Genomic DNA, 19,104 nt, shown 5'->3' on the forward strand with positions numbered 1-19,104 from the left:
CCCTATGGTGGCCTTAAGGGGCTTTCAGTCGTGGATGCGGTGGGTGCCGGGGAGATGTTGGGGCGGGGGCATCTCGGTGTCCGGCTGGATGGGCTGGCCGAGCGTGTGGATGTCCTGGATCAGGCGCTGGAGCTGCGCCTCCAGCTGGGCCCGGATCACCGTGGCGTGCACGCCGAGCACCTTGGCCTGTTCACCGGCCCGCTGCAGGATCTCGGTGAACCGCTGCTGCGCGGCGGCTTCGGCCTGGACCACGATCTGCTCCGCGCGGGCTTCGAGTGCTTCGGCGCGGAGCTGGGCCCGGCTGTAGAGGTGGACCTCCTCGGGTGACGGGGTGCGGGTGCCCTGTTCCGCCATGCCATGCGCGCGGCGCCAGTCCTTGACCCGGTGGACCTCCTCGCGCTCCCTGGCGATCGCCCGGTCGCGGTCGGCCAGCACGTCCGCGACCAGGTCGACGAACGCGTCGACGTCGGCCTCCCGGTAGCCGCGCGAACCGAACCGGCTCGGCGGGAAGGTGACCTGGCGAATGTCGTGCGGGGTCAGCCGCCCTTGGGACCGTGGTTCGGTCATGTCCGCTCACCTCCGGTCGCCCGGCCGGGGCGGTTGAAAACGTGCTGTTCGTTGGCGGCGGCGATCATCAGCGCGCTGACGTCCTGATACGCCTTCGTCCATGCGGTGGCCAGCTCCTGGGTCCAGTGCTCCCCTTCGAAATGCGCGAGCGTGGCCAGCAGGCTGGCGCCGACCGGCGGATAGTGCTCCGCCTTGGTGCCGAACTCGACGTGCCCCCGGCCGAGCCGGTTCAGGAACGGGCCGAGCACGTCCGCCCGGTCGACGCTGGCCACGATCCGGCCGAGCGCCGCGACGAACTTGTCCCGCTGACCGGCCATACCGACCGGGAACATGTCCCGGATCTCGGGTTCGCAGAGCGCGAGATGGGAGTAGAAGTACAACGCCACCGCGTCCCCACCGGCCGAAGCCACCCGTGCCCAGGAGTCCTTGAGCTCAGCCGGATCCACTAACCGGCCACCTCCACGATCTCGCCGCGCAGGCCACCCACCTTGCCGACCACGGCGTCGATGTCGGGCGCGGGCACCTGGTGCGCCCGCAGCGTTTCGACCAGTTTCCCGGCGACCGCGTCGAAATGCGTGTCGGTGATGCCGAGTCCGCGGTGTGCGGCCGGCATGTCCCGGCCCTGGTAGGAGACGGGACCGCCGGTGGCGGCGGCCAGGAAGGCGGTCATGTGCCGGCGCAGCGACGGCAGGCTGACCTCGGCGAAGAAGGACCGGAGCTCGTTGTCGTCGAGCACTCTCCGGTAGAAGTCCTCGACCACGGTGGAAATACCGGCTTCCTTGCCCAGGCGCCGATAGAGGTCGGAATCAGGCACGGGTGAAACCTTTCGGGGTCAGTGGTCTGGTCACGGTTAGCCTGGATACCAGCTCTGCCGGGCACTGGAAACGGGGCCACGCGACAAATTCACGAAGATACGCCGAATGGTCGCGTGTGCACGCCCGTACGCCCGGCAGCGAAAGTGTCCTTTATGGACAGTGTTGGCCGGCAGGTCGTCCGGTGGCATCTTCCGGCCAGCCGGGACCGGTCCCCGGCCCTCTCTGCGAAGCTCCCGGCATGGTCAACCACTCCTCGGGTCGCCGCCGGCTGCTGGCCGGTGCCGCACTGGCGCTCGTGCTCGCCGGATGTTCGTCCTCGCCGAAGGAGGAGTTGAGCGAGAGCGCGGACGCGAAATGCGGTGAGGTCACCAGCCGGTTCACCGGCGACCTGGCTCTCGGCGGAAGTTCCGGTGATCAGAAAGTGCTGGAGGAGCGGCGAAAGCTGCTCGACCAGCTGCAGGACCAGGTCAGGGGTATGGCGGCGCCAGAGTCCGGGCAGGCGGAGCTGGACACCTGGCTAAACGAGCTGGGTAAGCTGTCCGCCGAAATGGACGACCTGCGGGGGCAGTTGCAGAACGCCCGGCTCGGCTCCGACATGGTGCTGGCGATGCAGTACTCCATCGTCAAGGAATCCGCGAAGGAAGCCGGCGCCTCCGCCAGCCGGTTCGGTTTCACCACCTGCGCCGACACCAGCCGCTGGGCCGAACTGCCGAACTAGAACTTGACCTGAACAATGGTTAAGGTACAAGACTGGGTGCTGTTCGTGTCGGATCAACATTTTGGGGACTTCGCAATGCCCTCAGCACCCTTGCACCTGGCCCTGATCATCGGCAGCACCAGGGAAGGACGTTTCGCGAAGACGGTGGCCGACTGGTTCCTCGAACAGGCAAGGCCCCGCGACGAGCTGGAGATCGACGTGATCGACCTCGCCGAGCTGTCCCTTCCCCTGGCGCAGCAGGCCGAGCCGGTGACGTTCGGCCGGTACCCTTCGCCGGAGGTCCGCGCCTTCGCCGAACGGATCGGTGCGGCGGACTGCTTCGTGGTGTTGACCCCGGAGTACAACCACGGCTACCCGGCCGCGCTGAAGCTGGCGATCGACTCGGTCTACCCCGAATGGGCCGCCAAGCCGGTCGGGTTCGTCTCCTACGGCGGCTTCGCCGGCGGTCTGCGCGCGGTGGAGCAACTGCGGCCGGTGTTCGCCGAACTGCACACCGTCACCATTCGGGAGACGGTGAGCTTCTACCTGGCGCACAGCCAGTTCGGCGAGGACGGCAGGCTCAAGGAAGAGACCGGGGCCGCCGGTGCGGCCAAGGCGCTGCTCGACCAGCTGGCCTGGTGGGCGTACGCGCTGCGGGAGGCGCGGGTGAAGACGCCCTACGCCGGCTGATCCCGGCGATCGGGGGGACACCTGAGGCCATCCGCCGCAATTTCGGCGTTGTCGGGTTTCACCGGCGCGCACCACGGGGACCTCACCGGTATGTCCACTTGGCGAGCTTCCAGCGGCCGTGGCACGGCCGTGCGGGTTATTACCGGCGTCGGTGCGCTGTTCGCGGTGATCGAGGTCGTCTACATCCTGATGATCGTGCTCGGCGCCAACCAGGCCAACGCCTTCTTCGGGTTCATGCGTGCGATCGCCGAACCACTGGCGTTGTTCTTCCCCGGACTGTTCACTTTGGACGACTACAACCTCGGCGTGTTCATCAACTACGGGCTCGCCGCGGTGTTCTGGCTGGTGGTGACCGGAGGGGTCGCCCGGCTGCTGAGCAGGTGAGGCCATTTCCGCGGCGGCGTCGTGAGTGAAAAGTGTTGTCGGAGCGCCACTTTTCACTCACGACCGCCATCGCCATGCATCCCGCTCAGGCCTGCAGGGCGGCTTCGATCTCGAGGGTGATCTTGACCTTCTCGCCGAGGAAGCCGTTGCCCTCCGGGCCGATGCCGAAGTCGCGGCGGGCGATGGTGGCCTCCGCGGAAACGCCGAGCGTGGTGGCGTTGTCGTTCGCGGGGTTCGGGCCCACCCCGTTGAACTCGGCGGTCAGCGAGACCGGCTTGGTGACGCCGCGCCAGGTCAGCTCGCCGTCGATGAAGTAGTCCTCGCCCTCGCGGCGGATGCCGGTGGAGCGGAACGTGATCTTCGGGTGGTTCGCCACGTCGAAGTACTCGGCCGTGCGGATGTGCTCGTCCCGCGGCGTGACCCCGGTGCTGACCGAGGCGGCGTCGATCTCGGCGGTCACCGAGGAGTCCAGGATGCTCTCCCCGGTGACCACCTGGCCGCTGAAGGCCAGGAAACGGCCGCGGGACCTGGCGAGGCCGAGGTGCTTCAGCGAATAGCCGACCTCGGAATGGACCGGATCGATCTGCCAGGTGCCGGCGACGTAACCGGGGATCTCGGTGGTGGGCGCGCTCATGCGGTTTCTCCCGTGGGTCGGTGTGCACAGTGGACGGGGACTCACCGGATGAGCCCCTTCAACCGCGACCGTACGCGCCAATGATTGAGCGCTCAACTAGGAGTGTCGGCGATCTCAGCAGGTGCGACGGGCGCGTCCCAGTCGATGTGGTGCTGGTAGAGCCACTCGCGCCCGCCCGTGCCGGCGGACCTGGCGCCCTGCTCGGCGCTCGCCGCCACCAGGCGCTCCACCCGGCCGCGCCGGAGCAGTTCGTAGGCCCGGCACGCTTCGCCGAGGTCCGGCAGATCGCGCAGGCAGCGGCCGAGTTCCACGCTGTCCTCGATGGCCATCGAGGCGCCCTGGCCGGCGGCCGGTGAGGCGGCGTGCGCGGCGTCACCGACCAGTACCATCGAGCCGTGCTGCCAGACCGGAGTGGACGGCACGTCGTAGGCGTTGCCGCCGACGATGTCGTCGCCGGTGGCCTCGATCAGTTCGGCCGACGGGGTGTCGTCACCGGCGAAGAACGGGATCGTCAGCCGTCGCCAGTCCTCCGGGGTGTGCGCCGAGATCTCCGCGCGGTCCAGCTCCGGCCGAGGCAGCCTGGCGAACCACCAGCTCCGCCCGTCCGGTGCCGTGGTGAAGCCGAAGAAAGCCTTGCCGCCCTGGATCATGTGATAGCCCTCCGGCGCGGAGGCGGCCGTTTTTCCCGCTGTGTAGCCGTAGACGATGTTCAGGCCGGTGTAGCGCGGGCCCGGGTTCGCCGGGTCGATGAGTGATCTGACGGCGGAGTGGATGCCGTCCGCGCCGACCAGCAGGTCGGCTTCGACGCCGGTGCCGTCCGCGAACTCGGCGGTCACCCGGCCGTCGGGTCCCGCGCCGGCCGTGGTCAGCCGCTTTCCGTGCTCGATCCGGATGTCGCGCCGTGCCGCCTCGTCGTGCAGGGCGCGGTAGAGGTCGGCGCGGGTCAGCGTGCGAGGTGAGTTGGCGTGCCCGGCGGCACCGCCGAGCGGCAGCGCGCTGAGCCTGGTGCCGGTGCCGTCGAACACCTCCACGGTCCGGCCGGGAAAGGACGCGTCGACCACCGCTGCCCGCGCGCCGACGGCGTGCAACGCGTCCAGCCCGTTGTTCATGATGGTCAGGAACGCGCCGATGTCGTCGGCGCCGGTGGGATAGGCCTCGTAGACGACCGGGTCGAGGCCGGCCTTCCGCAGGGCCATCGCCGTTACCGCGCCGGCGATGCCGCCGCCGATGACCGCGACGCTGGTCATGTTTTCCTCCGCTCGCCCGTGCAGATGGTGTCACGGATCCGATTTGTAAGGAGGTTTCGGCCCGCCCCGGTACGGGTATTCACGAGTTGTGACGTGAGTCATAGGTGGCGTTTATGTCTGACCGTGAAGGGTTGAAGGTCATGGTTCGTACCCGAGGCGCTCACATGAAGGTGACCGGACTGCAGCCGGTTCAGGTGCTGGCCGTGCTGGTGGGTCTGTTCTTCCTGGTCGTAGGGGTGATCGGTCTCGTCCGTACCGGGTTCGGTGACTTCACCGGGCATCAGCACGGGACACTGCTCGGCTTCGCGATCAACCCCCTGCACAACATCGTGCACGTGGTGATCGGCCTGTTCGGGGTGCTGCTGGGCACCAGATCGGGCGGGGCGCGCCTGTTCGGCTGGCTGCTGCTGGCCGGCTACGGCGTGGTCTTCGTCTGGGGCCTGATGATCACCGGGGTGTTCTCGTCGAACCCCGTCTCCGGGCTTGGCAACCCGCTGAACCTGAACACCGCGGACAACTGGCTGCACCTCGGCGCCGCGGTGGCCGGGCTGCTGATCGCGGTACTGCCCGCGCGCAAGAAGGTCAGGCTGGACGAGCCGGAAGAGGCGCCCGCGGCCACCGAAGCGGACCGGACCGTGGTGGACCGCCCGGGCAAGGGCCGCCACGGCCTTGGCGCGCACGGCTGAAACCTGAGACGGGTGTGGGGGCACGCCGGCCGGCGTGCCCCCACATTTTTTCGCGTCGGATCAGTGCGCGGCCGCCTGCGCGGCGTTCTCCGCGGCTAGCCGCTCGTTGCCGCTCTGGGTCTTGAGCGGGATGTGCTTCAGGAACGCGATGACCACCACGGCGAGCACCGCGATCGGCGTGCCGATCAGGAAGATCTCGCTCGTCGCGGTCCCGTATGCCTCCCGGATCACGGTGGCCACCGGCTCGGGCAGCGCCGACATGTCCGGTACCGAGCTGGTGGAGCCGCCCTGCGTGGCGCCGGCCGCGGCCGGGCCGAGGCCGTCCGAGATCAGCCCGGTGACCCGGTTCGCCAGCACCGCGCCCAGCGCGCTCACGCCGATCGAACCGCCGAGGCTGCGGAAGAAGGACAGCACCGACGTGGCCGAGCCCAGCTCCTGCGCCGGCACGTCGTTCTGGGCCACCAGCACCAGGTTCTGCATCAGCATGCCGATACCGAGCCCGAGCACCGCCATGTACAGGCTGAGCACGAGCACGCTGGTGTGCGCGTCGATGGTGCCGAGCAGGCCGAGCCCGGCGACCATCAGCACCCCGCCGCCGACCAGGTATCCCTTCCACTTGCCGGTCTTGCTGATCAGCTGCCCGGAGATGGTGGAGGAGACCAGCAGGCCGAAGATCATCGGCAGGCTCATCAGCCCGGCCGCGGTCGGCGACTTGCCGAGCGAAAGCTGGAAGTACTGGGACAGGAAGACGGTGCCACCGAACATCGCGACACCGACCAGGAAGCTGGCGATGGTGGCCAGCGAAACGGTCCGGTTGCGGAAGATGCTCAGCGGCACGATCGGCTCCCGCACCCTGGACTCGACCACCAGCGCCAGCGCCAGGATCAGCAGCCCGCCTGCCACCAGGCCGGCCGTCCACCAGGAACCCCAGGCGAACTGGTGCCCGGCCAGGGTCGACCAGACCAGCAGGGTGGACACCCCGGTCATGATCAGGAACGCGCCGAGGTAGTCGACCTTCGCGCCTTCGCGTCGGATCGTCGGCAGCCGCAGGGTGCGCTGCAGCAGCACGATCGCGGCGACCGCGAACGGCACCCCGATGAAGAAGCACCAGCGCCAGCCGAGCCAGGAGGTGTCCACCAGCAGCCCGCCGATCAGCGGCCCGGCCACCGTGCCGATCGCGAAGACGGCGCCGAAGATGCCGGAGTAGCGGCCCAGCTCACGCGGCGATACCAGCGCGGCCATCACCACCTGGGCGAGCGCGGTCAGCCCGCCGGCGCCGATGCCCTGCGCGACCCTGCTGGCGATCAGCAGCTCGATGTTGCCGGCGAAACCGGCCACCAGCGAGCCCACCACGAACAGCGCGAGCGAGAGCTGGATCAGCAGCTTCTTGTTGTACAGGTCGGAAAGCTTGCCCCAGAGCGGAACCGTCGCGGTCATCGCGAGCAGTTCGGTGGTGACCACCCAGGTGTAGGAGGACTGCGAGCCGCCAAGGTCGGCGATGATCCGGGGGAGCGCGTTGGCCACCACGGTGGAGGCCAGAATGGCTACGAACATGCCCATCATGAGCCCGGACAAGGCCTCCAGGACCTGTCTGCGGCTCATCGGGGCGGCCGAGGACTCCGGTCCGGGGTCGTTGGGTTTTTCGGAGGTAACGGTCACAGGGATCCCCATTCTTGTAAGTGCCGGGCGAAGCCGGTCGAATTCAGTGGCGGCCGGGCTGCGGCAGGCCGCGGGAAAGCGCGTCGATCGCGGTGGCGAGCAGTTCGCGCAGGTCGGGCTCGCCGTCCAGCCGGTGCCAGCGCCGGATGGCCGCGTGCATGGCCCCGCCGGTGGCCGCGAACAGCAGCCCGGGGTAGAAGTCGGCGACCGGGTCCAGCCCGGTGCGCTGGGCCACCGCGTCGAGCAGGGTGCGTTCGGACTCCGTCTGCAGCGCGATCAGCCGTGCCACGAGCGAAGGGTTGTTCTCCAGTACCGACATCCGGAGCAGCCACTCTTCGCGGTCGGCTTCGATGCGGTCGATCTCCGGCTCGAGGGCCACCGCCAGCGCGCGCAGCGGGCTCAGCTCGGCCGGCGCGGCCAGCAGCCGCTCGGCGCACCGCGCGGAGCGCTCCTCATGGTCCGGATACGCGAGCACGATCGCCTCCTCTTTGGAGGCGAAGTAGTTGAAGAAGGTGCGAGGCGACACGTCGGCCGCGCCGCTGATGTCCTCGACGGTCACGTTGTCCAGCCCGCGTTCGGCGACCAGCCGAACGGTCGCGCTGGCCAGTGCGCGGTGTGTGTCGAACTTCTTGCGTTCCCGCAGCCCCATCGCCGCCCTGGCGGCCCCCTCGTTCACCTGACCAAGGTAGCGAGGATCTTGCACGTACTGCAAACTTGCGCTCTGTGAATTGGGCCTCATGGGCGCGCGCCCGCGTGGAATCAGCTTGGGTTCGCCCAGGCCAGCAGCTCGTCCGCGGTCATGGTGTTCACCACGTCTTCGGCGGAGACCCCGCATTCCGTGGCCCGCCGGCAGCCGTAGGGCTGCCAGCTGAGCTGACCCGGCGCGTGCGCGTCGGTGTCGATGGCGAACCGGCAGCCCAGTTCGGCCGCGAGGCGCAGCAGCCGGCGCGGCGGGTCGAGCCGTTCCGGCCGCGAGTTGATCTCCACCGCGACGTCGTTCTCCAGGCAGGCGCGGAAAACCCGCTCCGCGTCGAACTCGGACTCCGGCCTGCCACGGCCGGTGACCAGCCTGCCGGTGCAGTGCCCGAGCACGTTCACCCGCGGGTTCGAGACCGCGGTGAGCATCCGCTCGGTCATCTCGGCGGCAGGCATGCGGAGTTTCGAGTGCACGCTGGCCACCACGAAGTCCAGCTCGGCCAGCAGGCCGGGGTCCTGGTCCAGGCTTCCGTCGAGCAGGATGTCCACCTCGATCCCGGTCAGGACGAGGAAGGAGCTCGTCCGCGCGTTGATCTCGGCGACGAGTTCGAGCTGCTCGCGCAGCCGGTCCGCGGACAGCCCGTTGGCCACGGTCAGCCGGGGCGAATGGTCGGTGAGCACCATCCACTCGTGCCCGAGTTCCTGTGCGGCTTCGGCCATTTCGGCGATCGGACTGCCCCCATCGGACCAGTCGGAATGCGTGTGGCAGTCCCCGCGCAGCGCCTGGCCGAGCGCACCGCCGTCCGGCAGTTCGGGCATCCCGCGTTCGAGCAGCTTTCGCAGGTACTCGGGCTCCTGCCCGGACACCGCCTCGGCCACCACGGCGGCGGTGGTCTTGCCGATCCCGGACAGCGCGGTCAGCGTGCCGGCGCGCGCCCGTGCGCCGACCTCGTCCGGGGACAGCTCGCCGATCACCGCCGCGGCCCGGCGGAACGCGCGCACCCGGTAGCTCGGTTCACCGGCACGTTCCAGGTGGAACGCGATTTGCCGCAGGGCGCGGACCGGGTCCATGCCGGTGAAGTTACCAGCGCCGCGGCCGGTCGGACGGGCTATTCGTCGGAACGGCGGACGCGCAACGGGAGGACGAACCACAGCACGCCGAACACGACCGCGGCGAGCGCGCAGGCCACGATCGCCTGCCACCGGCCCACCACCACGTCCACCAGCAGCAGCAGGGTGGTGCTCACCGTCGCGGCGAGGAAACCGAGACCGCTGAGCGCCAGCCGGTTGGCCACGTGGATGATCGTTTCCCGGCGGCCCTGCCGGAACAGCACGCGGTGCCAGGCGGCGGGTGCGGTGAGCAGGCCGACCGCGATCACCGCCAGCAGCACGGCGACCAGGTGCACGTTGCGCTGGAACTCGGTGGCCTTCTGGTAGACGTCGGTGAACGTGACCGAGAACAGGAAGCCGAACAGGATCTGCACACCCGCCTGCGCGACGCGGATCTCCTGCAGCAGTTCGTTCACATTGCGAGCCAGCCGCCGATCGGGGCTTTCTTCTGGTCCGGACATGCGCAATCTCCTCTTCGCGCGGTCACGGGGAGAGCAAACCCGGGGGCGGCGCGACCCGTTTCGGCCAGGAATAACACTTTTGGCGACTTTTCTCCAGTCGCGGTCACCGGCTGTGCCCGCTGCGCGGACCCTTACGTTTGCCGGGGTAGCCACGAATCGTTACCGTTGAACCTGTCGGTTGAGCCAGCAGCCGAGGCAGGACGGCGTGTTTCCCGTGGCCCTCGCGGCCCGCCCGCTGACAGTGTGCCTCGCGCTGACACCCGTCCGCTTCGGTCCGGTCAGAAGGAGCGTGCGACATGGGACAGCCCGGCACCCTGGACCTGGTGATGACCCGGCCCTCCGACGATCCGGTCGGGTCGCCAGTCGACGGGGTGACCACGATCAGCGTCTCCGGTGACCTCGATCTGCGCACCGCGCCCGAGTTCGCCGCGGTACTCGCCGAAGCGCAGTCGCCGCCGCCACCGGAGGCCCTGGTGCTGGAACTCGGCGGTATCGGTTTCTGCGCCTCCGCCGGGCTTCAGGTGCTGCTGCGGGCGCAGCAGCGGGCCGAGGCCGACGGGACCAGGCTGTTCCTGGTCGGCGCGCCCCGTGCGGTGCTGCGCCCCTTGCAGCTGACCGGCCTCGATCGGGCGTTCGTCCGGTGCGACACCACGGCGGAGGCGCTCGCGGGCTGCCACTGAGTCCGGCCGTTTGGCCGTCCCCGGCTTGGGTACTCCCCGGTGAGCCGAGGGACGGAGGAAGTAGATGAGCCTGCCGGACAGCGCACCCAGGCTGGCGGACCTGGCGACCGGTTCGGGTGAGCCGCCGGCGTCCGCGTCGGTGCCGGACACCCTCCGGATCGCCGGAAAGGCCCTGCTGCCGACCATTGCGGGCGGGGTGATCAAACGGCGTCCGCCGGTGCTCTCGGTGGCGCAGAAGCTTCAACTGGACCAGCCCTCGATCCCGCTCTTCCAGCGGTTGCGCCGGCAGTACGGGCCGGGTCCGCTGGTGCTGCGGGTACCGGGCAGGTCGATCGCGGTACCGCTGTCCGGCGCGGACGCCGGCAGGCTGCTGGCCGACTCCCCGGAGCCGTTCACCCCGGCGAGCCTGGAGAAGAGGGCCGCGCTGAGCCATTTCCAGCCGCACGGGGTGCTGATCTCCGCCGGCGGGGAACGGGCGAAGCGGCGGGCCTTCAACGAGGCCGTGCTGGAGACGGAGCGTCCGATGCACGAGGTCGCGGCCAAGGCGGCGGCCGTGGTGGAAGAGGAGGCGGAAGGGTTGCCCGGCGGGGACGGGCGCTTGGACTGGAATGCCTTCGACGCGGCATGGTGGCGGGTGGTGCGCCGGATCGTGCTCGGTGACGGCGCCCGCGCCGACACCGAACTGATCGCCAGGCTGAACCGGCTGCGCCTGGCCGCGAACTGGGCCTACCTCGGCCCGCGGCTCGGCAGGCTCCGCGAGCGGTTCGACGAACGGCTGCGGGCCCATCTCGACCGCGCGGAACCGGGCAGCCTGGCGCAGGTGCTCGCGTCCACTCCGGCCGAGCCGGAGGTGGACCCGGCAGGGCAGGTGCCGCACTGGCTGTTCGCCTTCGACGCGGCGGGCATGGTCACCGCGCGCACCCTGGCGTTGCTGGCCACCCACGCCGACCAACTGGCGCGGGTGCGCGAGGAACTGGCGCAGGCCGACCCGGGCGTGGCGCACCCGCTGCCGTACCTTCGGGCCTGCGTGCTGGACGCGGTCCGGTTGTGGCCGACCACGCCGGTGCTGCTGCGGGAGAGCACTGTGGACACTCAGTGGGGCACCGGCGAGCTGCGCGCCGGCACCACGTTCCTGATCTTCACCCCGTTCTTCCACCGGGACCGGGAGACGCTGCCCTACGCCGACCGGTTCGCTCCGGACGTCTGGCTGGACGGGCAGGCCGCGTGCAAGCCCGCGCTCGCTCCGTTCAGCGGCGGCCCCGGCGCCTGCCCAGGCCGCAACCTGGTGCTGATGACCACCACCGCGATGCTGGCCGCGCTGATCCGGCGGCACGACTACGCTCTGATCTCCGCGCCGGACCTCGACCCGAACCGCCCGCTACCGGCGACGATCGACAACTTCGGACTGGAGTTCGAGGCACGCTGAATCCGTCCAGTGTGGAGAGGCGGACGTCCGGGTGCTCAAAAGAGCGCACGACAGGAGGGGCACGCGACGATGACAGAGCATGTGAAGGACAGGCCGATGCGGGCGTCTGGCGCCGCCCGGCAGAGCCCGATGGTCGTTTTCGGCGGTGCCTTCGTGGTGGTGTTCGCGGTGCGGCTGCTGGTTCGCCGCCGCAAGCACTGAGAACGGGCCGACCGGTCAGCGGCTCCTTTTCCGTTTGGTGAATTCGATCGACGTCGGGAAGCCCGGTACGCCCGCAGCTTCCTGGGCGATCTCGACCGAGTCGGTCACCCTGTTCAGCACATGACGGCCGAAGTTGTGCTCGCACGCCGCATAGGGCGCTGCCGCCGATGCCGAGACCTTGACCCGCAAAAGGTCACAGGTGCTCTGGAAACGGCAGCTCAGCACGGCTCCCATCGCCGCTCCCGCCATCATCCGGGAACAAGCCTCGTCCGTGGCGAGCTTGATGTCGGCGATGCCGTCGAGATCGAACTCTCCGCGGGTGGCAACGCTTTCGGCGACCGCTCTGGCCACGACGAGCTGGTCGAGTTCGGTCGGAAGGCGCAACTCCACGACACTCGCGAGCATCGCTTCGAGCTCACCGGTCGTCGGGATCTGGCTCATCTCGCACTCCTGGCATCGCGCTTCTGCCGTTGCAACTCCGGATACCCGCTGACGCCGGTACGACACGTCCGCTTCCGGGCGCGAAGACGGGTTTGGCGCGAGCGGCCGAGATGCATCTTGCTACTCGCAAGAAGCCACGTAACTCTTTTCACTCTGATTGGCGAACTGACGAGCGCATTGGCTCGTCGCCAAGTATCGTAGGCAGTGCCGCTGGGGTGAGGATGAAAATCTGGGACCCCGGTGTGCCCCGGCGCCTACCTCCCCCTCGGGCGCCGGCCGAGCGCCCCCGGTGCCGTGACCCCCAGGCCGCGCCGGGGGCGCTCCCTATTCCCGGCCGCCCTGAATGCCGTTCAGGCCGGCGGGTTCGGCGTCAGGGCCAGGCTGTTTCCGCTGGGGCTCCCGAGGTCGCCGAGGTTGCTGAGGCTAGTGAGATCCGAGAGTGCCGAGATCGAACAACTGCTCAGATGAGCGGCGAGCAGGCTGAGCTCACTCGCCATGCTGTCCACAATGGACACGAAGGCCCGGCGGCTGGGGAAGGGGCCGTGCCGCCGGCCCGGTTCGGGGGTCCGCAGGGTCCCGGCGCGCCCGGACCCGTTGTAGGGTAGGGGCCAACCGGGCGGTTCTGACCATGTGCCGTACGGCCAGTGGCGGCCTTCTGGACTGCAGCCGGCGGGTTGCTGCGCACATCGGCGAACGGCCCCGAGACCCCGGGTCGTTCTCCCCATACCGCCTTTCGTGCTACGGCAGGCAGCCGCATCCGGCGCGGCCGGGATCTCGCTCCGCTGTCCGTTTCAATCCTTCCGTTGTGGGTACCCGTTCGCGACCCGGTGAACGTTCTTGCGGTCGCCGGTGATCCGGACCACAGTAGGAGTTGCCCCCGGACGGGTAGGTGTCCGGAGACCAAAACGCGCGCGTGGAGGTGGTTGGCGGTGGTGGATGCGACGGCCCGGCCGGACGTGACACGGGGGCCGGTGCCCTTTCAACGGCACAGCGGACCACGCGGCGGGACTCTGCTGAAGCTGCTGCGTACCACCGATCACAAGCAGATCGGCATTCTCTACCTGGTCACCTCGTTCGGCTTCTTCCTGGCCGGGGGTGCGATGGCGCTGCTCATGCGCGGTGAGCTCGCGCTGCCGGGCATGCAGTTCCTCTCCCAGGAGCAGTACAACCAGCTGTTCACCATGCACGGCACGATCATGCTGCTGCTCTACGCCACGCCCAACCTGTTCGCGTTCGCCAACTTCATCCTGCCGCTGCAGATCGGCTCCCCGGACGTCGCATTCCCGCGGTTGAACGCGTTCGCCTACTGGCTTTACCTGTTCGGCGGGCTGATGGTGCTCGGCTCCTTCTTCACCCCCGCCGGTGCGGCCGATTTCGGCTGGACGGCCTATACGCCGTTGTCCACCGCGTCGTACTCGCCGGGCATGGGCGCCGATCTGTGGATCATGGGGCTGATCCTGTCCGGCCTCGGCACCATTCTCGGCGCGGTCAACATGACCACCACGATCCTCTGCCTGCGCGGGCCGGGGATGACCATGTGGCGGCTGCCCATCTTCACCTGGAACATCCTGTTCACCAGCATCCTGGTGCTGGCCGTGTTCCCCATCCTGACCGCGGCGCTGTTCGGCCTGTACGCGGACCGGAGGCTCGGCGCGCACGTGTTCGACCCGGCCAACGGCGGCGCGATCCTCTGGCAGCACCTGTTCTGGTTCTTCGGCCATCCCGAGGTCTACATCGTCGCGCTGCCCTATTTCGGCATCATCACCGAGATCATCCCGGTGTTCAGCCGAAAACCGTTGTTCGGGTACAAGCTGATGGTGTTCGCGACGGTGGGGATCACCGCGCTCTCGTTCGCGGTGTGGGCGCACCACATGTTCGCAACCGGTTCGGTCCTGCTGCCGTTCTTCTCATTTCTGACCTTCCTGATCGCGATACCGACCGGGGTGAAGTTCTTCAACTGGATCGGCACCATGTGGCGGGGCACGATCACCTTCGAAACCCCGATGCTGTGGTCGGTCGGCTTCCTGGTCACCTTCCTGCTCGGTGGGCTCACCGGGATCATCCTGGCCGCGCCGGCACTGGACTTCCACGTGACCGACAGCTATTTCGTGGTGGCGCACTTCCATTACGTGCTGTTCGGCACGATCGTGTTCGCCACCTTCGCCGGCATCTACTTCTGGTTCCCGAAGATGACCGGAAGAATGCTGGACGAAGGGCTTGGCAAGCTGCATTTCTGGACCACCTTCATCGGTTTCCACGGCACTTTCCTGGTGCAGCACTGGCTGGGCAACGAAGGCATGCCGCGGCGGTACTCGGACTATCTGCCCGGCGACGGGTTCACCGTGCTGAACACGATCTCCACGGTGGGCGCGTTCCTGCTCGGGCTGTCCATGCTGCCGTTCATCTGGAACGTGCTGCGCAGCTACCGGTACGGCGAGATGGTGACCGTGGACGACCCCTGGGGCCACGGCAACTCGCTGGAATGGGCGACCAGCTGCCCGCCGCCGCGGCACAACTTCACCGAGCTGCCCAGGGTGCGCTCGGAGCGGCCCGCGTTCGAGCTGCACTATCCGCAGCTGGTCGAGCGGCTTCGGGCGGAGAACAGCGTGACCCCGTTCAAGCGGAAGCCCCGGCAGCGCACCCCTTCGGAGCAGGCGGCGGACGCCACCAAGGGCGAGGGCGGCTGAGCGGGCCTAACCGCGGGGGAGCGTGCCGCGTGCCGTGGGCAGCCCGGCGAACAGGTCGCCGTGCTCCTCCAGCCGGTCCAGTACGTCGTCGCTGGTGAACACCAGGTCTTCGGCGGTGCGGCAGGCCCGGATCTCGTCCATGGTGACCGGGGTGGACACGGTGGGCCTGGCCCGCCCGCGCAGCGAGTAGGGCGCGACCGTGGTCTTCGCCTGGTTGTTCTGGCTCCAGTCGATGAAGACCTTCCCGTGCCGCAGGGACTTGGTCATCCTGGCCACGATCCGGCCGGGGGACTCCGCGGCCAGCCGCTCGGCCACCGCCTTCGCGTACTCTCTGGCGCTGTCCGGGCTCCGGGTGCGGATTCCGCAGTAGATCTGGAGTCCCTTGGAGCCGCTCGTTTTCGGGGCGGGCGCCAGACCGTCCTCGGTCAGCACCTCGCACAGCCGCTCGGCGACCCGGCAGCAGTCCACCACGTCGGCGGGCTGGCCGGGGTCGAGGTCGAACACCAGCAGGTCGGGGTTGCGCCGCGTGTCGCGGGGGCCGACCTTCCACTGCGGCACGTGGAGCTCGAGCGCGGCCAGGTTGGCGGCCCAGATCAGGGTGGGCAGGTCGTCGACGAGCGGGTAGTGGTTGACCTCCTCGCCCTTGTGGGACAGCCGGGCGGTGCGCACCCAGTCCGGCACGTGCGGTGAGACGTCCTTCTGGTAGAACTGCTGGCCGTCGACCCCGTCCGGGTACCGCGAGAAGGTGACCGGGCGGCCGGCAAGGTGCGGCAGCATGACCGGGGCGACCCGGCGGTAGTAGTCCAGCACCTCGCCCTTGGTGAATCCGACATCCGGGTAGAGCACCTTGTCCAGATTGGACAGCGTGAGCCGTCGCCCGGAGACTTCCACCAGGACACGTTCTCCGCTGGAGACCATGGGGGCAGATTACCCGCCAGCCGGCACGGCGAACCGGCAGTTCGCCGGGGCGGACCGGGGGATTCCACGCTTGGGCCGGGTACCGCACCGGCAAGGAAAGGCAGCCATGAAGATCACCGTCGCGGACCTCCGACGAGTCCTGGAGTCGCCGATGACCGAACCGAACCTGCTGCTCGTCGGGGGCAGGCTGATCATCGTCCCGGCGGCCAGCCTCGGCCACAATCCCGGCGCGATGACGGTGACCTCGCGGGCGGAGCTGCGGGCGAAACTCGGCGAACCCACCGACGCCGAGCTGGCAGCCCACGCCGCTCTGCTCGGTGCCGCGATCTCCATCCTCGGTGCCTGAACGGGGTCAGGCCCGCACCGGCAGGTCCGCCGGAGCGCGGCCGGGCAGCAGACCACGCCAGCTCGGGGTGCGCAGGCAGCGCGACTTCGTCCAGTCCCGGAAGACCACCTCGCCGACCAGCTCCGCGCGCACCCAGTGCGTCCCGTCCGCGGTGGCGGGCGGCACGGTGTGGAACGGCGAGGTCTTCCTGGACAGCCGGTGCAGCCGGCCGCTCAGCGTCTCCAGATCCCGGTCGGAGAACCCGGTGCCCACGTTGCCGACATACCGCAGCCGGTCCCCGTCGGGCAGACCGAGCAGCAGTGAACCGAAGGAACCGGCCCGTTTGCCGCCGCCCTCCCGCCAGCCGCCGATGACCACCTCGCACACCTGGACCCCGGTGATCGAGATCCAGTCGGCGCTGCGCCGGTCCGGCCGGTAGCGGCTGCTGGTCCGTTTGGCCAGCATCCCCGGCAGGCCGTGTTCGCGTCCAGCGCGCAGCACTGCGCCGCCGTCACCGACGTAGAAATCCGGCACCCGCCAGCTCGGCCCGTCCAGGCCGAGGCCGTCGAGCAGCGCGCGGCGCTCGAGGTAGCCGAGGTCCAGGCAGCTCCGCCCGTCCAGGTGCAGCAGGTCGAACGGCAGGTACAGCACCGGGAACCTGGCCGCGAGCCGCTTGGCCTTCGCGGTGGAGCCGGGCGACTCCCGCTGCCGCAACGCGCTCAGGCTTGGCACCCCGTGGTCGAAGACGACGAGCTGGCCGTCCAGCAACGCCTCGGTCGAGCCGAGCCGGGCGCCGAGGGCGCGCAGCTCCGGATAGTCGGCGGTGATGTCCCCGCCCGCGCCGTCCCGCAGGCTGATCCGGCCGCCCTGCACCCTGGCCAGGGTGCGCAGCCCTTCCCAGCGGAACTCGTAGGCCCACTCGACGTCCTCGTCGACGCTGGGCATCTTGCCCTGCACCGGCCGCATGGGCGAGACGAACGAGGGCAGCTCCTCCCAACCGCAGGGCGGTGGGTCCACCCGGCGGATCCGCCAGGCGCGCGGTTCGGCCGGGGAGTGCTGGTTCACCAGCGCGTACCGGCCGCGCACCCGCTCGCCGTGCAGCAGGACCTCCACCTTGTGGTCGTTGAAGTGCAGGGTCTCGTACCGGCCGTGGTCCCAGATCGTCATCCGGCCGGCGCCGTACTCGCCGGCCGGGATCTCGCCGTGGAAGGAGGCGTATTCGAGCGGATGGTCCTCGGTGTGCACGGCCAGCCGCGGCCGGTCCGGCTCCATCGGCAGGCCCAGCGGCACCGCCCAGGACACCAGCACGCCGTCCCGTTCCAGGCGCAGGTCCCAGTGCAGCCGGGTGGCGTGGTGCTCCTGGATGACGAACACGTCGTCGTCGCCCCTGGGCAGGGTGTCGCCGGAAGGTACGGGTTCGGGGGTGCGACCGGGGTCGCGTTTGCGGCGGTACTCGGTGAGATCGGCCACCTGGTTCACTTTAGTGCCGCGGCGGCGGTCCGCAGATCGGCGAGAAAGGCTCGGTAGGCGCGGTCGCGGTCCGGTGCGCGCAGCACGGACGACGGATGCACGGTGGCGACCAGCCGGACCGGCCGCCTGCCGAGGCCATCCGGCGGATCGAGCAGTTTCCCGCGCTGCTCGGTGATCTTGAACGAGGTGCCCAGCACCGACTGGGCCGCGGTGGCGCCGAGGAAGACCAGCAGCTCCGGGCCGGTGGCGTCCAGTTCGGCGTACAGCCACGGACGGCAGGCCACTATTTCGGTCCGCGAAGGCTTCTTGTGCAGGCGCCGTTTCCCGCGTTCGGCGCGGACGTACTTGAAATGCTTCACGGCATTGGTGACGTACACCTGGCCACGGTCGATTCCGCTTTCCTCCAGTGCCCGGTCGAGCAACCGGCCTGCCGGGCCGACGAACGGTGCACCGGCGCGGTCCTCCGCGTCGCCGGGCTGTTCGCCGACCATCAGCATCCTGGCCTCGGCCGGACCGGCTCCGAACACGGTCTGGGTGGCGTTCCGGTAGAGCCCGCACCCGCGGCAGGAACCGGCCGCTGCGGCCAGTTCGGGCAGCTTCCGGCTCTCGGGCACGAAGGGCGCGGCGTCCTGCTGTGTTCGAGTCATCTCACTCCCGGTGCCGGGCTTGGCAACTGCGCCCGGTTACCTCGCGGGCGTGGCCCCGAAACGCGGGTGTGAACCGGCCGGGCCCGGGTATCCGGGGAAAGCAAGGTCCCCAACGCAAGCGGAGGCGTATTCGTGGGCACGATAACCGAGGCCGTCGAGGTCGATGTGCCGGTGACGACGGCGTACAACCAGTGGACCCAGTTCGAGGAGTTCCCCGAGTTCATGGACGGGGTCACCGAGATCCGGCAGCTGGACGACACGCACACGCACTGGGTGACCGAGTTCGGCGGGACGAAGCGGGAGTTCGACGCGACGATCACCGAACAACATCCGGACGAGCGGGTGGCCTGGCGCTCCGACCAGGGCCCGAACCATGCCGGCGTGATCACCTTCCACCGGCTCGGCCAGGGCCGGACCAGGGTGACCGCGCAAATGGACATCGACCCCGAGGGGTTCGCCGAGCAGGCGGCGGACAAGCTCGGCGTACTGGACCGCAGGGTCAAGGGCGACCTGGCCCGGTTCAAGGAGTTCATCGAGTCCCGCGGCCGCGAGACCGGTGCCTGGCGCGGGGACGTCCAGCCGCCGCCCGGATAACCCCGGAAGCCAGCCGAGCCCAGCCGAGCCCAGCCGAGGTCGTGAGTGGAAAATGTTGCTGGGACAACA

At 69.3% G+C, this 19,104-nt stretch carries 22 protein-coding genes; 9 read left to right on the plus strand and 13 right to left on the minus strand.

All coding sequences use genetic code 11. The features are described from left to right. Positions 1-24 precede the first annotated feature (24 nt). The 3 genes from AMYNI_RS46080 to AMYNI_RS0135270 are packed head-to-tail and all read right to left on the minus strand — an operon-like array spanning position 25 to position 1,381. On the minus strand, positions 25-567 hold the full coding sequence (locus tag AMYNI_RS46080) for a DivIVA domain-containing protein (protein WP_020672821.1): 543 nt from the start codon (positions 565-567) through the stop codon (positions 25-27). After that, a complete protein-coding gene (locus AMYNI_RS0135265) occupies positions 564-1,013 on the minus strand; it encodes a globin domain-containing protein (RefSeq protein WP_020672822.1) in 450 nt (149 codons plus the stop codon). Before AMYNI_RS0135265 ends, AMYNI_RS46080 begins: the two co-directional genes overlap by 4 nt. After that, positions 1,013-1,381 (minus strand): group I truncated hemoglobin, encoded by a 369-nt coding sequence (locus AMYNI_RS0135270; protein ID WP_020672823.1) that lies wholly within the window; start codon positions 1,379-1,381, stop codon positions 1,013-1,015. Before AMYNI_RS0135270 ends, AMYNI_RS0135265 begins: the two co-directional genes overlap by 1 nt. A gap of 239 nt (positions 1,382-1,620) precedes the next feature. Between AMYNI_RS0135270 and AMYNI_RS48585 the strand changes: the two genes are divergently transcribed. The 3 genes from AMYNI_RS48585 (at position 1,621) to AMYNI_RS0135285 (ending at position 3,153) form a co-directional block, all read left to right on the plus strand. Next, positions 1,621-2,100, plus strand: coding sequence for a hypothetical protein (locus tag AMYNI_RS48585; RefSeq protein WP_020672824.1), 480 nt, complete (start codon positions 1,621-1,623; stop codon positions 2,098-2,100). 75 nt (positions 2,101-2,175) lie between these two features. Continuing rightward, positions 2,176-2,769 carry an NADPH-dependent FMN reductase gene (locus AMYNI_RS0135280; protein WP_026361332.1) on the plus strand — a complete coding sequence of 198 codons (594 nt, stop codon included), beginning with the start codon at positions 2,176-2,178 and terminating at the stop codon, positions 2,767-2,769. Between the two features lie 48 nt (positions 2,770-2,817). Further along, positions 2,818-3,153, plus strand: coding sequence for a hypothetical protein (locus AMYNI_RS0135285; RefSeq protein WP_020672826.1), 336 nt, complete (start codon positions 2,818-2,820; stop codon positions 3,151-3,153). A gap of 85 nt (positions 3,154-3,238) precedes the next feature. On the opposite strand, the gene AMYNI_RS0135290 is transcribed toward AMYNI_RS0135285, so the two are convergent. Continuing rightward, complete coding sequence (locus AMYNI_RS0135290) at positions 3,239-3,787, minus strand: YceI family protein (protein WP_020672827.1); 549 nt, start codon at positions 3,785-3,787, stop codon at positions 3,239-3,241. Between the two features lie 92 nt (positions 3,788-3,879). Continuing rightward, positions 3,880-5,034 carry an FAD-dependent monooxygenase gene (locus tag AMYNI_RS0135295; protein WP_020672828.1) on the minus strand — a complete coding sequence of 385 codons (1,155 nt, stop codon included), beginning with the start codon at positions 5,032-5,034 and terminating at the stop codon, positions 3,880-3,882. Positions 5,035-5,198: 164 nt separating this feature from the next. On the opposite strand from AMYNI_RS0135295, the gene AMYNI_RS0135300 reads away from it, so the two are divergent. Further along, on the plus strand, positions 5,199-5,720 hold the full coding sequence (locus AMYNI_RS0135300; protein ID WP_020672829.1) for a DUF4383 domain-containing protein: 522 nt from the start codon (positions 5,199-5,201) through the stop codon (positions 5,718-5,720). A 60-nt stretch (positions 5,721-5,780) separates the two neighbouring features. Here AMYNI_RS0135300 and AMYNI_RS0135305 read toward each other — a convergent pair whose 3' ends face one another. From AMYNI_RS0135305 to AMYNI_RS0135320, 4 genes are all read right to left on the minus strand, one after another. Then, complete coding sequence (locus tag AMYNI_RS0135305) at positions 5,781-7,322, minus strand: MDR family MFS transporter (RefSeq protein WP_020672830.1); 1,542 nt, start codon at positions 7,320-7,322, stop codon at positions 5,781-5,783. 100 nt (positions 7,323-7,422) lie between these two features. Beyond that, complete coding sequence (locus tag AMYNI_RS0135310; protein WP_245574084.1) at positions 7,423-8,055, minus strand: TetR/AcrR family transcriptional regulator; 633 nt, start codon at positions 8,053-8,055, stop codon at positions 7,423-7,425. A gap of 83 nt (positions 8,056-8,138) precedes the next feature. Continuing rightward, positions 8,139-9,146 carry a PHP domain-containing protein gene (locus tag AMYNI_RS0135315; protein WP_020672832.1) on the minus strand — a complete coding sequence of 336 codons (1,008 nt, stop codon included), beginning with the start codon at positions 9,144-9,146 and terminating at the stop codon, positions 8,139-8,141. Between the two features lie 38 nt (positions 9,147-9,184). Beyond that, entirely contained in the window at positions 9,185-9,646 is a 462-nt protein-coding gene (locus AMYNI_RS0135320) for a DUF6328 family protein (protein ID WP_026361335.1), read from the minus strand. Between the two features lie 296 nt (positions 9,647-9,942). Here AMYNI_RS0135320 and AMYNI_RS0135325 point away from each other — a divergent pair, with 296 nt between their 5' ends. Beyond that, positions 9,943-10,326, plus strand: a complete 384-nt coding sequence (locus tag AMYNI_RS0135325) for an STAS domain-containing protein (RefSeq protein ID WP_020672834.1) — start codon at positions 9,943-9,945, stop codon at positions 10,324-10,326. A 64-nt stretch (positions 10,327-10,390) separates the two neighbouring features. Next, positions 10,391-11,752, plus strand: a complete 1,362-nt coding sequence (locus AMYNI_RS0135330; RefSeq protein WP_020672835.1) for a cytochrome P450 — start codon at positions 10,391-10,393, stop codon at positions 11,750-11,752. 216 nt (positions 11,753-11,968) lie between these two features. Here the strand turns inward: AMYNI_RS0135330 and AMYNI_RS0135340 are convergent, their stop codons facing one another. Then, a complete protein-coding gene (locus AMYNI_RS0135340; RefSeq protein ID WP_020672837.1) occupies positions 11,969-12,394 on the minus strand; it encodes an ATP-binding protein in 426 nt (141 codons plus the stop codon). A 929-nt stretch (positions 12,395-13,323) separates the two neighbouring features. Between AMYNI_RS0135340 and ctaD the strand changes: the two genes are divergently transcribed. Continuing rightward, on the plus strand, positions 13,324-15,081 hold the full coding sequence (ctaD, locus tag AMYNI_RS0135345) for an aa3-type cytochrome oxidase subunit I (protein ID WP_026361338.1): 1,758 nt from the start codon (positions 13,324-13,326) through the stop codon (positions 15,079-15,081). A 6-nt stretch (positions 15,082-15,087) separates the two neighbouring features. Here ctaD and ligD read toward each other — a convergent pair whose 3' ends face one another. After that, complete coding sequence (gene ligD / locus AMYNI_RS0135350; RefSeq protein WP_020672839.1) at positions 15,088-15,999, minus strand: non-homologous end-joining DNA ligase; 912 nt, start codon at positions 15,997-15,999, stop codon at positions 15,088-15,090. Positions 16,000-16,105: 106 nt separating this feature from the next. On the opposite strand from ligD, the gene AMYNI_RS0135355 reads away from it, so the two are divergent. Beyond that, a complete protein-coding gene (locus AMYNI_RS0135355; RefSeq protein ID WP_020672840.1) occupies positions 16,106-16,345 on the plus strand; it encodes a hypothetical protein in 240 nt (79 codons plus the stop codon). A 6-nt stretch (positions 16,346-16,351) separates the two neighbouring features. Here AMYNI_RS0135355 and AMYNI_RS0135360 read toward each other — a convergent pair whose 3' ends face one another. Further along, positions 16,352-17,803 carry a DNA polymerase ligase N-terminal domain-containing protein gene (locus AMYNI_RS0135360; protein ID WP_020672841.1) on the minus strand — a complete coding sequence of 484 codons (1,452 nt, stop codon included), beginning with the start codon at positions 17,801-17,803 and terminating at the stop codon, positions 16,352-16,354. After that, a complete protein-coding gene (locus AMYNI_RS0135365) occupies positions 17,800-18,441 on the minus strand; it encodes a UdgX family uracil-DNA binding protein (protein WP_026361339.1) in 642 nt (213 codons plus the stop codon). The genes AMYNI_RS0135360 and AMYNI_RS0135365 overlap by 4 nt, the downstream gene beginning before the upstream one ends. A 132-nt stretch (positions 18,442-18,573) precedes the next feature. Between AMYNI_RS0135365 and AMYNI_RS0135370 the strand changes: the two genes are divergently transcribed. Further along, positions 18,574-19,035, plus strand: coding sequence for an SRPBCC family protein (locus tag AMYNI_RS0135370; protein ID WP_020672843.1), 462 nt, complete (start codon positions 18,574-18,576; stop codon positions 19,033-19,035). Positions 19,036-19,104: the final 69 nt, after the last annotated feature.

Origin of the sequence: Amycolatopsis nigrescens CSC17Ta-90 (assembly GCF_000384315.1) — a bacterium.
Classification (GTDB): domain Bacteria; phylum Actinomycetota; class Actinomycetes; order Mycobacteriales; family Pseudonocardiaceae; genus Amycolatopsis; species Amycolatopsis nigrescens.